General features: G+C 32.0%; 12 protein-coding genes. 10 read left to right on the top strand and 2 right to left on the bottom strand.

Annotated elements, in window-relative coordinates; translation table 11 throughout:
* Positions 1-58: 58 nt before the first annotated feature.
* Positions 59-445: a pyrophosphohydrolase domain-containing protein gene (locus C1H87_RS20805; protein ID WP_102757663.1), complete on the bottom strand. Its 387-nt coding sequence runs from the start codon at positions 443-445 to the stop codon at positions 59-61.
* Positions 446-845: 400 nt separating this feature from the next.
* Between C1H87_RS20805 and C1H87_RS20795 the strand changes: the two genes are divergently transcribed.
* The 7 genes from C1H87_RS20795 to C1H87_RS20765 all read left to right on the top strand — a co-directional run bounded on the left by C1H87_RS20795 (position 846) and on the right by C1H87_RS20765 (position 7,767).
* Positions 846-1,922: a hypothetical protein gene (locus tag C1H87_RS20795; RefSeq protein ID WP_102757662.1), complete on the top strand. Its 1,077-nt coding sequence runs from the start codon at positions 846-848 to the stop codon at positions 1,920-1,922.
* A gap of 303 nt (positions 1,923-2,225) precedes the next feature.
* Positions 2,226-3,584 (top strand): hypothetical protein, encoded by a 1,359-nt coding sequence (locus C1H87_RS20790; protein ID WP_102757661.1) that lies wholly within the window; start codon positions 2,226-2,228, stop codon positions 3,582-3,584.
* A gap of 10 nt (positions 3,585-3,594) precedes the next feature.
* Positions 3,595-4,035 carry a hypothetical protein gene (locus tag C1H87_RS20785; protein WP_102757660.1) on the top strand — a complete coding sequence of 147 codons (441 nt, stop codon included), beginning with the start codon at positions 3,595-3,597 and terminating at the stop codon, positions 4,033-4,035.
* The gene (locus C1H87_RS20780; protein WP_158655311.1) at positions 4,032-5,804 is read left to right on the top strand and encodes a tetratricopeptide repeat-containing sensor histidine kinase; all 1,773 of its coding nucleotides are present in this window, start codon (positions 4,032-4,034) and stop codon (positions 5,802-5,804) included. Before C1H87_RS20785 ends, C1H87_RS20780 begins: the two co-directional genes overlap by 4 nt.
* Positions 5,801-6,424 carry a response regulator gene (locus tag C1H87_RS20775; protein WP_102757658.1) on the top strand — a complete coding sequence of 208 codons (624 nt, stop codon included), beginning with the start codon at positions 5,801-5,803 and terminating at the stop codon, positions 6,422-6,424. The genes C1H87_RS20780 and C1H87_RS20775 overlap by 4 nt, the downstream gene beginning before the upstream one ends.
* Positions 6,425-6,516: 92 nt before the next feature.
* Positions 6,517-6,882 carry a hypothetical protein gene (locus tag C1H87_RS20770; RefSeq protein ID WP_102757657.1) on the top strand — a complete coding sequence of 122 codons (366 nt, stop codon included), beginning with the start codon at positions 6,517-6,519 and terminating at the stop codon, positions 6,880-6,882.
* Between the two features lie 135 nt (positions 6,883-7,017).
* Positions 7,018-7,767 carry a hypothetical protein gene (locus C1H87_RS20765; protein WP_102757656.1) on the top strand — a complete coding sequence of 250 codons (750 nt, stop codon included), beginning with the start codon at positions 7,018-7,020 and terminating at the stop codon, positions 7,765-7,767.
* A gap of 780 nt (positions 7,768-8,547) precedes the next feature.
* Here the strand turns inward: C1H87_RS20765 and C1H87_RS20760 are convergent.
* A complete protein-coding gene (locus C1H87_RS20760) occupies positions 8,548-10,587 on the bottom strand; it encodes a dipeptidyl-peptidase 3 family protein (RefSeq protein ID WP_102757655.1) in 2,040 nt (679 codons plus the stop codon).
* Positions 10,588-10,773: 186 nt separating this feature from the next.
* On the opposite strand from C1H87_RS20760, the gene C1H87_RS20755 reads away from it, so the two are divergent.
* The 3 genes from C1H87_RS20755 to C1H87_RS20745 all read left to right on the top strand — a co-directional run bounded on the left by C1H87_RS20755 (position 10,774) and on the right by C1H87_RS20745 (position 13,259).
* The gene (locus tag C1H87_RS20755) at positions 10,774-11,796 is read left to right on the top strand and encodes an SRPBCC family protein (protein WP_102757654.1); all 1,023 of its coding nucleotides are present in this window, start codon (positions 10,774-10,776) and stop codon (positions 11,794-11,796) included.
* Positions 11,797-11,800: 4 nt separating this feature from the next.
* On the top strand, positions 11,801-12,166 hold the full coding sequence (gene crcB / locus C1H87_RS20750) for a fluoride efflux transporter CrcB (protein ID WP_102757653.1): 366 nt from the start codon (positions 11,801-11,803) through the stop codon (positions 12,164-12,166).
* Positions 12,167-12,272: 106 nt separating this feature from the next.
* Positions 12,273-13,259 (top strand): hypothetical protein, encoded by a 987-nt coding sequence (locus tag C1H87_RS20745; protein ID WP_102757652.1) that lies wholly within the window; start codon positions 12,273-12,275, stop codon positions 13,257-13,259.
* Positions 13,260-13,372: the final 113 nt, after the last annotated feature.

Raw genomic sequence — 13,372 nt, 5'->3', positions numbered from 1 at the left:
TTCAATTTATTTTTACAGCATGTAAATAAAAAAAAGAGAAGCTTGGCTTCTCTTTTTTTTATTTATCAAGTATAGATTCAATATTAGGTTTAAAATAATTAGGCCCTTTAAGTACCTTACCATCTTCTCGGTAAATGGGTTGTCCATCTTCACCCAATTTGCTCATGTTACTGCGTTGTATTTCATCAAATACCTCTTCAATTTTATATTGCATGCCGTGTTCTATAATAGTGCCACATAAAATGTAAAGCATGTCTCCAAGAGCATCTGCTACTTCAACTAAATCGTTATTATTTGCAGCATCAAGATATTCCTCGTTCTCTTCACGCATTAACTTATAACGCAACATGTTCTTTGCCAATCCTAAATCTGCCTTGGGAGTTTCCCTATGCCCTATTTTAAAAGCTGTATGAAACGCTTTTACTGCCTCTATTTTGTTTTTCATAAATGAAATATTTTTTCATTTCCTTGAACAAGGAAATCTTTAGTGTTTTCTTAAATTTGCATAAAAATAACTATATGTTTAGTAAAGGTCAAATCATTTTCGGGGTTTTATTTTTTATCGTCTTCGCTATTATAATAGGTTTTACCTACAGAAAAGATTTAAAACTACATAAACGCTTTTACTCAGGTAGCATATGGATATTATTAGCATTTATATCCTTCATTTTGTTCATTGTAGCTATAAAGTTTTTATTCAAATAAACACTTTATCGGTGTTTATAGCTTTTTGTCGATTATTTTGTTTTTTTTTGCGTAATCTATTTCAGATACTTTGTAAAACCAAACTAAAGTTATAGATATGCAAAACTTAAATTATTACTAATCAATTTTTTAAAAACTTTATGAGAACTTTAAAATCTTTATTTACTTTATTCGTTTTTTCAATATTAGTGTACTCCTGTTCGTCGGATGACAATAATGGCGGAGGTGAATTAGCTAATCAGCAAAACCAACTGGAAGATGTTCCTGTACCATTGTCAAATTTAAACTCTGATATTTCTATTGAAGGAGCTACAAAAAATCAAGGAACCCCTCCAGCACCTAATAGTACAATAAATCTTGAATTAAGTTCAGATCAAGCCGAGGCATATCAAAATGCTGGTTTCAATGTAAGATTCTCTACAACAGAAACAAACATTGCTGGTGCTTATTTATTATTTAAAGATTCAGATGACAATACAGCTTCTGAATATTTCGATATTCCGGTATCCAGTTTCGAAACTGGTAAATCTAATAATACTAAAAATACTCCTTCTTCAAAAGGAAGTTCTTTGTTTAAGAGCAACAGCCTTGTAGATGGTGAGTATGAAATTGATGTAGACTTTGGAAGCGATTTCCCTCCAGGAAAATTTTGTGGAGACTTATGTATTTATGATTCAGAGAACAACATTAGTCAAATTGTTACCATTTGTGTAGAAGTTGAAGCATGGGGTGGTAATGCAGATATTATTGGTGAGTGGATTTTAGAAAGCTCAACCGAGGATGATGACAAATACACCGTTGATTGTAATAATGATCAATCTATCGAAGCTGATTATTATAAAGTCATTAAAGAAGATCTTGCACTTAGTATTAGCAGTAATGGCGATTTTTCTGTAACTGAAAACACAGAAGAAAAAGTCTTAGATATTGAAGCTTCAAAAGTAGATTGTAGTGCTGTTTACTCAGACGAAATCGAAAAAGATGAAAGTAAAGAAACTGGTAAATGGGCATATAATGAAACCGATAAAACGTTAACATTGGTTTCGTTTAAATATGAAGATTTTATTAATTCTGAATATAACGAGGAATATCCTAACGGAGACTTAATACTAGAATCTGGTAAAGTACAAATCGTAGATGGAAAATTAGTGGTTACTGATACTTACACAGAAAATGGTACAACTTACACAGATACTTATACATTTGTAAGAAAGTAAACTTACCTTAAGTAATAGGTTACATTTAACTTATTACTAGCATATTATAAAAAAAAGAGAAGCAATTGCTTCTCTTTTTTTATTTCTGTATATCGTGCTTATAAAAAACTGGCTCTAACTACTTATGTATGATTTCTTTATAAGAAGAACCGATTCTGAATTTACAACATAATAATACGAAATTTCTTTAAACTAAAATATTTTGATATCTTAACTAACTGATATACCCAAGATTGGGTATTTTTTTGTATGAAATCTCGTTACACCTTTGCAGTATTAATTAATCAACTAATCAAAACTCTCATGGAAAAATTATCCTCTCCTACTACGCCCTCTCCTTTGGCAAAAGGAACATCTAAGTTTAAAAACATGAAATATATGAGTCAAAAGGAAGCTAATGAAGTATTAGAGTTTTATGAAAATAGGCTAATGTCAATAGACGATGTCACCTATGCTGCTGTTGTAGAAAATACTGTTAAGACCAGTTCTGGGGAAGAAAATTTTGGTTACAAGCTAGAAATAGGAACTAGCTCTAAGGAAATAGTCATAATAGATTCAAGTATAAAACCTTTTAACGCATATATAGGAAATTGGGGGGAAAATAAAATACCAGAATACCTTCCGGTGCCATCAGAATACAGACAATACCTTAATTACTCATATAAAATTAAAAGCAAAAAAAATTCTAATTATAATTTAAAAATAAAAAACAATAGATTTAGTTCTCAAGTTTATGTAAAAAAGATAGAATTTCGTGACTATGAATACAAAAAACAATCAAATTTAAATAACCGAGTAAATGATCCTTTGTTACATACTACGAATGGCACAAATGAAAGTGATATAAATACAGATAAAAAGTGGATTGATTACGCCTTAGGAGGCCAACCAATTAAAACAGAAAGTGGTAATCCTGGAACATTAGGCGGTGTTTTTCAGTTATTAGAATTCCCAAATAAACTCTTTGGGATTTCTAACTGGCATGTTATTGCAGGCAAAACAGCTCTTCTAGGTCAAGATACATATTCGTACGGTGATAATGTGGTAAGAGGTGAACTATTCTGGCACAATATGGATATTGAAAGAGAAGTAGGTTTTATCTCTTTTAATAATGAAACTGTAAAAGAGTATCGGCTTAAATATGGAGAAAACAATCTAATGTGGACTGTTGAAGCCCCAAAAATTGGAATGCCTGTATTTCAAAATGGCTACGGTCGAGGTAAAAATAAAAGTGTTGAAAATGAAGGCAAAATAATCTCAATAAATGCTACAATAAAAAATAGGGATCCTTTATTTCCTAATAAAATTAAAATATTTAGACATCAACTTCTCATCGAAAGAATTCACAATGGAGGAGATTCTGGCGCTCTGGTTTTCAAAAAAAAGAATGATGATATGCCACCAGTTGCTATTGGGTTACTTTTTGCGGAGGAGGCTCAATGGATAGCAGTTGATCCTGATTCTCAATCCACAACTCGATGTTTTTCAGTTGCAAACAATTTATCTCGAATCTTTAATTATTCTTTTCCTCTAAAGCAAGAAGTATATAAGCGAACTGAGACAGGTCCTACTTTTAATGGCGATATACATACTAGCTTAATCGATAGGTTCACACTATCAGAAAACTTAAACTTAGATTTTATCAATAACCATAATCAATAAAACAAAAAGCATGAATAATTTAAATTTACAAACTAGATCTTGGAGAGTTGAAGACCAAAATAGACATCTACTATTTAATGACGACGAAATTAATCTTTACTCCAATTTAACTTGGGACGCAAATGACAATGTAACCAAAATAGATTTTGACCTTCAAAATATAGGAGCAAACGAATACAAAATATGTAAAGTCATGGAATGTAAAGTAGACAATGCTGAATTTGGAGACTATATAGCCATACACCTTTCCAAAAAAGGAGGTCTAACAAATGGCCAATCAAACCCTTTTCTTGCTAGTAATTCGGATTTTGGGCATCTAAACCTTTCAAAAAATAAATTTGCCACTCTACTTTTTATAGTGAACCAAGAAAGCTGTGGCAATTCTTACTCCTGTGAGCTTAGAAGTCTAACACCAGAATCCAAAGACGGCGCAATAATCGTAAGTATTTGATTAACAAAGAACAACATATAAAATCTTTGATTTTACCAGTAATATTTTTCATTACTGGTTTTTGCGTTTCTCAAAATATTGATTTTAATAATATAGATCGATACCTTAATAATGCAGAACTAGATTCTGCAGAAATTGAACTCAAAAAAATCAAACCTCTAGAAAAAACAGTATTTGAAAAAGGTTTATACACCTATTACAATGGAATTTATTTGAAACGAAAAGATCAACATCATCTATCTTATAAAGAGCTATTAAAATCAATTACTTTTTTTGAACAAATAGATAGCCTAAAGTTTGTCGCAGATACTAACTACGAAATTTACGATTTATTGACGCATCAAAGTAATCTTGATATAGATTCACACCCCTATTTAGATGAATACTTTAATTATGCTAAGTCCACTAAAGAGCCATTAAGAATGGCACGGGCATATTCTAAAATTGCTGGAATTCATTCTAATAAAAATGATTTTAAAAACACCTTTCTTTATTATCGTAGAACCATTGATGAACTAAATAAAATAAAAGACACATTAAGAGTTGCCTTAATTGAAATGAACATTGGTACATCTTATTATTCAATAAAAAAAGATTCAGATTCTGCCTTATTATTTTATAAAAAATCAATGAAGGTTTTTCAAAAACTAAATTTAGATCAGTTTATATCTATAAACTATAATAATCAGGCTAAGGCATACGAATTGGCAGAAAATCATGAAAAAGCTATCGAACTTTACAAGAAAACCAGCAATTACGATCTGAACGATTTCGACTTAAAAACCAGAGCAATATATTACAATAACCAACTTAACGCATATAAAGAAATTGATGACTTCAAAAACGCGTTTTTATCTGCTGAAAGATTATTAGCTATTAACGATTCTATAAACGACACCAGACAAAACATTGAAATATCAAAAATCAAAGAACAGTACGACAATGAAAAGCTCCGTGCAGATAACCTGGAAATAGAATCTAAACGAAAACAAAATCGAAATTTATTAATTGGATCTTTGGCTTTTATACTTTTTGGAGGTATAACAGTATTCTTGCTATACAAAAACACACGAAAAAAACAAAAACTAGCCGAGCAAGAAAAAGCATTAGAAACTCAAAAACTTGCAACTGTTTTAAAAGAACAGGAACTTATGAGCATTGATGCTATGATCGAGGGGCAAGAAAAAGAACGTCAACGCATTGCAAACGACCTACACGATGATTTGGGCGGACTTATGGCTACTGTGAAGCTTCATTTTGATGCTCTCAAAGACAAGCAAACCCCTGAGTTATACGATAAAACCACCAACCTATTGGACGAAGCTTATCTAAAAATACGTTCTATAGCTCATGCTAAAAATTCTGGCATGATTGCCAAACAAGGTTTGTTAAAAGCCATTAAAAATATGGCAGATAAAATTTCTGTTTCCAACAAAATCTCTATCAATGTTTTAGATCACGGATTAGAAGACCGGCTAGAAAATAGTTTAGAGCTTACTATTTTCAGAATCATCCAAGAATTGATCGCTAATATTATTAAACATGCAGAGGCAACCGAGGCTATGATCCATTTAACCAACCATAAAGACACTTTAAATATCATGGTAGAAGACAATGGTAAAGGTCTTAATACCAATCAAATAACAACCAGAAATAAAGGTATGGGAATTAGTAGTATAGATAAACGTGTTGAACATTTAGAAGGCACCATGACTATAGAGTCTGAACTAGATAAGGGCACTACCATAATAATAGATATTCCAATATGATACGACTAGCTATAGCTGAAGATCATCAATCGTTAATTGATGGCGTACGGTTACTTCTGGAGTACGAAGAGAACATTTCTATTGTAGGTACTGCAAACAACGGCGAAGAGCTATTAGCTCTGGTTCGTTTAAAGCGCCCCGGTATTGTTGTTACAGATATTAGAATGCCAAAAATGGACGGTATTACGGCAACCAAATACATTAAAAAAGAATTCCCCGAAATAAAAGTATTGGCTTTTACCATGTTTGATCAGGTAGACGCCATCGAACAAATGATCGCTGCCGGTGCTTCAGGGTATATCTTAAAAAACTCATCCCTAAAAGAGGTTCATGAAGCCATTATTAAAGTACACCAAGGAGAAACTTACTTTGATGGCAATATCAATATCAACGCCTTAACTTCGAAAGCTTCATCGAAAAACAAAGGTGTATTGACTAAGCGTCAAATAGAAATCTTAGAGCTCATAGGGCAAGGCAAAACATCTCGCGAAATTGCTGAATTGCTTTTTATAGGAGTTCATACCGTAGATACCCATCGAAAAAACATGGTTCGTATTCTTGGTCTAAAAGGCAAGGGTGAATTACTACGCTATGCCATAGAAAAAAAGTATAAATTTTAGTTATATCTCTAAAAAATACCCCCAATCGGGTATTTCCTTACGCCCTTTTGTAATCTACTTTTGAATAATATCAATTTAAATTCAAAAAAAGTATGATACAGAAAAACATAGAAGTAAAAAGTTTTGCTGATTTTAGAAAAAAGGTAGCAAGCTCAGAAACGATAAAAAGGGAATTTACAAAAGATCCTATTAAGTTCATGAACGAGGTATCGGATAAATCGCCAATGGAAGATAAATTTGTCTTTCTAAAAATCGTTTACATTGTTGGCGCAGCATTACTATTATGTATTATAGTAAGTACGGTTATTTCAATATGGTCACCCATTATTGAATATACAAACCTGGAGGGCAAAATTATTCGAGAGAAAAGAGAAATCGATTCCTTTTTTATCATGATAGCCTCCGCATCTATAGGTGCTTTAGCTGGTCTTTTGGTTCCTACTCCAAACAACAAATAACCCAATCATCTAAAAGATCTTAAGGGTATTTGCATAACAAAAAAGGAAATCTAGTTATATTTTAAAATTTAACTACCAATAAAGCTTATTTAAAGAATTACAACACAAACTAAAAACTATTAAAACTTATTAATTATGAAAAAAATAACCGTAGTGTTCTTTACCTTATTACTTACTTCTACTGCATTAAGCCAACAAAAAGTATTTAAAAAGTATAATCCGAATGAAACCCAAAAAACAGTCAAAACAGACTCTGTACCTACCCCATTAGGCCCCTTGTCTGTTAACAATACCTCTAAAGCTTTAACTCAACTAGAGCAAGATGAAAAGGAATTTGGCTCACTTAGTGAAAATATTTCGTTCGGTTTAAGCTTAGGCTTTAACAACGCATTAGAAAATTTAAAGGTAGCCCAAATATCACCAATAGATAACACACTATTAATATCTAACGCCCAAAAAACAAGCTTTGTTTTATCCACAGCCGTCTCTGTACCAATATCCTATAACAAAAGAAGAGCATACAGAATTACCGATAAAGATGGCGCTGAAATAGGACAAGTTCACAGAATATCTGAATGGAGTATTATAGGTGTTGTAAATCTGGTAACATTAAAAGGTGCAGAGTCGGGAGACGTTTTTAACCAAAAAATAAGCGGTGGTCTTGGTATTTCGTATAGTTTCAGCAGAGATTTTTCATTAGGGCTTAGCTATGAATTAATTTCATATAGAAAACCAAAAGACTTCTTATTAAATCTTGAAGGTCAAGAAATTCAAGTTAATGGAGAAACTGTAAATGCCATTGAAATATCCGATAACAATTATTACTACGATAGATATGCTGGCACTTTGGCATTTAAAATTATATATAAACTAACCAAAACCTAAGACATACTTGGCTAACTATAACTAACATAGATAATACAAAAATTCCCTTTATCGGGAATTTTTTAGTTACAGTAAATACGCCTACGCACTCCAATGCATAGCTAAAACTAAGTGTAATTATAAGACAGAAAACCAAATATCAAAACATTATTTAGTTAGCGTCAGTTTGGCATATTAAACCTGATAATCAGATATTTGTATATTTGAATAAAGGGATTCTGTCATCCCGAACGCTACGGAGAGTAAAATACATTTTACTCGAACGTATATAGCGAAGCTATCGAGGAAGAATCTCATCATTATGAGATATCTCGAAAATTTATCCTGAGCTCAGTCGAAGGGCTCATACTTCGCTCCCTGCCTACCGGCAGGCAGGTGTTGACATCACAAAACATTGTTTACCTGTTTTTTTAATATATTAAACTAATGTGAACAAAAAATATTAAAATTCCTACTTTAACTGTAAGTTTTAAACTGTTTTTAGATGATTTATATGGTTTTAACCACCCAATAATGTATTTTAAGTGTAATTATAGTAGCTCCATGGTAGGAAAAATAATAACTCACTTGTTATATAAATAGTTGCAAGATTTTTACGCAACCTTTTTAAAACTTTTGCATCTAATGTTTAACAAACAAACTCAAAAAATGAAAATTTTAATTATAATTAGCATCCTTATTGTTGTTAATTTGATTCTTTTGACTTTTAGTGTAAATAAAAGAACAGACCCTTAATTAAGGGTCTGTTCTTTTATTTTATGTTTTTGAAAGAATAAAAACCTAGTTTACCTCGGGCAAATAATTATAGTTTTTACTATAATCTAACATTTGACTGGCAAAGGATTCTGGTTGTGTCACTTTTACCCCTATTATTTCACCTGTTTCATTCTTATCTGCTACTAATACAGGATTTACAAAACCATTGTATGGTGCCGATGAAAACTGCTTATTACGCTCTAAAACCTCTTCATGTATGGCTTTATCTACTTTAACACCATAACCTTCAACTAAAGCTTCCACGGCTGCAAAATCACCTTCAGATTTTATACGTTGCGTTTCTCTCAATAACTGCCCGAAAAGATCATGCAACTTTTCATAATCGTTAATATTGAAATACGTTTTGCCATCACGCTTAACTTTTTCAATGACATTATCTTTCTTACCCTTTTCAAATACCCAAGCACTTACCCATTGTCTGTTTCTCATATGGGCTTCCTCAACATCATCGCCTAAGTTTAATCGGATTAATTGCGTCATAAGACCATTTCTAATGTAACCATCGTAAGCTGTTTTACCAACAAGCTTCCAATCATCAACCAGACCAAGTTCCTGCAATTTGGCATTATACAAATAATACAACCCAACTAAATCCGCTCTACCCTCTTCTAAAGTTGATGCATAATTTTTTAGTGTTTCTTTCGTAACCCCTACGCCTGGGTTTAATTGCCCAGAGGCATGACCTATTACCTCATGTAAAGCTGTGTGTAACTTATCGGCTAATTGTCCGTATGTCTCTTCTAACCTTAGCTCTTCTTCATCATGCACAAATTCCTTTAAGCGACTTTTGCCACCAGCATTACTATAAGCATGTATAATGTTTCCTAAAGAAACAGATTTACTTCCCACATCTTTTCTTATCCAGCTCGAATTAGGTAAATTCACACCTATTGGTGTACTTGGAGAGGCATCGCCCGCTTCACCTGCTACTGTAACAACTTTATAACTAACCCCAACAACATTATCCTTTTTATGTGCATCCATTAACGGCGAGTTATCTTCAAACCACTGGGCGTTATCCGACAATACCTTCATTTTTTGAGACATATCAAAATCATTTATTTGAATAATTGACTCATAAGAACCTCTGTAGCCCAACGGATCGTTATATACTTCAATAAAACTATTTATATAATCAATATTGCCTTTAGTAGCAGAAGTCCAGGCAACATTGTAATCATCCCATATCTGTAAATCACCCGTTTTATAATACTCAATTAATAAACCTAAAGCATCACCCTGAGCTTTATTTTCTGCTACACCTTGAGCCAATTCTAACCATTTAACAATTTCGTCGATGGCCGTACCATATAAACCACCAGATTTATAAACACGCTCTTTTAATTCTCCATTCTCTTTTACTAACTGAGAGTTTAAACCTAATGATAATGGCTTTTCCGGATTCGGAGACTTTTTTGCAGCATAAAAACGCTGTACATCACTATTAGTAACATTTGGGCCATAAAAATTAACCGCAGAAAGTCCTACGTTGTCCACTCCTTTTGCCTGATTTACTTTTTTTGCATCGGCATCATTAAAAATAACGTCAAAAGCTTCACCTTCTAAAGTGGTATTGGTATCTGCTAATAATTGCTTTAAGTAATCTGAGGAAAACTCAGGTTTTAATTTATCATTCGAGTAATGATGGTGAATCCCATTACTAAACCAAACCCGCTTTAAATAAACTTCAAAATTAGTCCAGTCCTCAGAAGTTTTATCTCCACTATAGTTCGAATACACATTTTCAAGCGCCTTTCTTATTTTAAGATTATGCCTATAATTTTGATCCCACATAATATCTCTTCCAGCCAAACCAGCTTGAGATAGGTAATACACTAGTGTTTGTTCTTTAAGTGTTAAATTTTCCCATCCAGGAATTTGATAACGAAGAATTTGAATATCTGCAAACTGCTCTACTTTATAATCAAAAGTAGTACTTTCTTCTACCACCTCTTCTTTTTTGGTGTCTTTAGATTTATCATTACCACATGATAAACATAACGTGGCAATTAATACCAAATTTAATATTGATTTTAGTTTCATTTTATTAAAAAAATTTTAATTATTATGCAAAAAACTGATTGTTAAACGCTTATAAATTATTGATTAATTTAAAAATCAATAATTTAATTAAGAAAAATTCATTTTCGATGTAACAAATATAATAATTTATTAAACGAGGTTTAAAAATGATTATATTTGGTTTAAATAATTCCACAAAAAACCAAAATGAAAGCTATCAAATACATTTTATTCTTATTACTTATAGCAATTATAGGAACCGCTATTTATATTGCTGTACAACCTAATTCATTTGAAGTTAGTAGAACTAGAACGATAAAAGCACCATCTGCTGTTATATACGATAATGTTATTGATTTTAAAAACTGGGAAGCCTGGTCGTCTTGGGTCGAAGCAGATCCAGATATGCTAATTACAATTCCCGAACAAACCAAAGGTGTTGGTGGTTCGTACTCCTGGCAAGATAAACACGGTATTGGTACGATGAAAACCTTAAAAGTGGCTCCTAATGCGTCTATTGAACAAATCATGCAATTTGAAAATTTTCCTTCTTCGGACGTAAATTGGAAGTTTACTCCAAACGACGATGGCTCAACAGATGTTACCTGGACTATTTCTGGAAAAGATCTGCCTTTCGATTTTAAAGCTTTTGCAACTTTTACCGGAGGTATGGAAAAACAAATAGGACCTCATTACGAACGCAGCTTAGAAAAATTAGATAGTATTGTTTCTGCTAGCATGAAAGTATACAGTATAAAAATTGATGATAGTATAGCGGATCACAGTGGTGGCTATTATTTATACAACACGGCTTCTTGTAAAATAACAGAATTAAAAGCTAAAATGACCGAAATGCTCCCTAAAGTGGGTAACTATGCAATGGCTAACAATATTACTATGGCAGGAGCTCCTTTTACATATTATCACAAATGGGATGAAAAAAACAATGCTGTTATGTTCTCGTCTTGTGTACCTACTACAACTAAGGTGATAAGTACCGATAGTGAGATTTTAACTGGTCAAATAAAACCTTTTAAAGCAGTTAAAACAACACTTAATGGCAATTACGATAATTTAAAAGAAGCCTGGGAATCTGCTATGAAATATATACCAGAAAATGGTTTTGAATTTACAGCCGATGGTCCTATGTTAGAAACGTATTTAACAGACCCTATGAGCACACCCAATCCAGCCGACTGGGTTACGGAAATATATATTGCTGTAAAGTAAATTAATGAAGAATCTTTTACTCGTTTTTTTAGGTGGTGGCTTTGGTAGTGTACTGCGTTATATTATTGGTAAATATTTAAATAGTGCAGATACAAGCTTTCCCTACGGTACCTTTACGGCTAATATTTTAGGAAGTTTACTTATTGGTATCATATTAGGTTTAGCAGCAAAAAATGATTCGCTTTCACAGAACCAAACCTTATTATTAGCTACTGGATTTTGTGGTGGCTTTACCACCTTTTCAACCTTTGCATATGAAAACCATATGTTTTTAAAATCGGGGGACTTTACAAGTTTTGCCATTTACACTATAGCCAGTTTTGTTATTGGGTTTTTGGCTGTATTTTTTGGGATGTTTTTGGTGAGGTGAAAACTTGAATTTGTAAAAATTTTCTTCTAGTTTTGTTTTGCTTTAGATTTAAAACATTAAAATGATTTTATATCAGGTCGTTAGCAGTAATTACTAGAGCTATAATATGAAATACTTTACTCATCCAAAGGGTATTTTCGAAATTAGAATTCCATTAGATTGGTATTATAAAAATGAAGTAGCTGGATATGAAAACAAATCACCTTTTAGTTTTGAATTATTTGAAAACACTCAAGGCTGTTTCCAATTGAGTTGTTATCATAAGAACGAAAATAAGTTAAACTCGAATTTACCTAAAGGTCAATATAACCAAGACAAATTAAAATTTATTCAATCTGAACTTCCAGATTCAGAATTTAAAATGATATTATGGGCTACAGTAGTTGAAGATTATTTCTTTATGGCCAAATATATATGTCAACCAACAAAGAAAAATTTAAAAGTAATAAATAAGCAAATTGAAAAAGTTGAAAAATGTCTTTCTACTTTAATGTGCTTAAGTGAAGATAGAAGAGATTTTGTTATTAGTTGTGATAGATTCGAAAAATTTAACGCCTCTTTAGCAGCATCATTCGACTTGAAAAATAAAGCATTAGGTAATCGCTCTTTTATAGAACTGATCATAATAAACGCAAACCAAATTGATGCATATTTAAGATTATGTATTGCATTAAAATTTCAAATCATAGAAAAATCAAGCCTATTTAAATTGGAATATTTACTTCAAAGCGAAAATGATAGGCCAATAATGGAGAAGAAAATATATGACAAAGCCAAGTTAATGGATATTCTCTCTGACGAACAACATGATAAATTATATACACTTTACGGCTTAAGAAACAAAGTTGTGCATCGCTATATTATTACAGATATAAAAACAAGGGAGTTGATGGACATTGGATATCAATATGAAGTGCTTTGTGAAGAAATAAGATTAGTTTTAGCCAATATTGAAACTGAACAGTTTGAAAAGAAATTAGGCTATCATGGTTTAAAAGATCCGCACAGAGATAGAGACCAAGATCATGTAAATGAACTCTATTCAATGGTTAATGCTAAACATTTTTATGAAGAATTCTATCGAGAAATTTAAAAAACTACTGTTAATAATTGCTTGGTCTTTGTGTACTCGGAAAATCCTACGGGTTTTCTTCTGGTTCGGTTTCTTTTTACCAATTTAGTCCTAGCCAACGCAACTAACCATAC

Origin of the sequence: Flavivirga eckloniae, assembly GCF_002886045.1 — a bacterium.
Taxonomy (GTDB): domain Bacteria; phylum Bacteroidota; class Bacteroidia; order Flavobacteriales; family Flavobacteriaceae; genus Flavivirga; species Flavivirga eckloniae.
Note: the sequence above shows the minus strand (reverse complement) of the source record. Positions and strands in the feature narration are given on the sequence as shown.

Coding starts and splice junctions, on each gene's coding strand:
- C1H87_RS20805 (WP_102757663.1), bottom strand. CDS start 445: ATGAAAAACAAAATAGAGGCAGTAAAAGCGTTTCATACAGCTTTTAAA.
- C1H87_RS20795 (WP_102757662.1), top strand. CDS start 846: ATGAGAACTTTAAAATCTTTATTTACTTTATTCGTTTTTTCAATATTA.
- C1H87_RS20790 (WP_102757661.1), top strand. CDS start 2,226: ATGGAAAAATTATCCTCTCCTACTACGCCCTCTCCTTTGGCAAAAGGA.
- C1H87_RS20785 (WP_102757660.1), top strand. CDS start 3,595: ATGAATAATTTAAATTTACAAACTAGATCTTGGAGAGTTGAAGACCAA.
- C1H87_RS20775 (WP_102757658.1), top strand. CDS start 5,801: ATGATACGACTAGCTATAGCTGAAGATCATCAATCGTTAATTGATGGC.
- C1H87_RS20770 (WP_102757657.1), top strand. CDS start 6,517: ATGATACAGAAAAACATAGAAGTAAAAAGTTTTGCTGATTTTAGAAAA.
- C1H87_RS20765 (WP_102757656.1), top strand. CDS start 7,018: ATGAAAAAAATAACCGTAGTGTTCTTTACCTTATTACTTACTTCTACT.
- C1H87_RS20760 (WP_102757655.1), bottom strand. CDS start 10,587: ATGAAACTAAAATCAATATTAAATTTGGTATTAATTGCCACGTTATGT.
- C1H87_RS20755 (WP_102757654.1), top strand. CDS start 10,774: ATGAAAGCTATCAAATACATTTTATTCTTATTACTTATAGCAATTATA.
- crcB (WP_102757653.1), top strand. CDS start 11,801: ATGAAGAATCTTTTACTCGTTTTTTTAGGTGGTGGCTTTGGTAGTGTA.
- C1H87_RS20745 (WP_102757652.1), top strand. CDS start 12,273: ATGAAATACTTTACTCATCCAAAGGGTATTTTCGAAATTAGAATTCCA.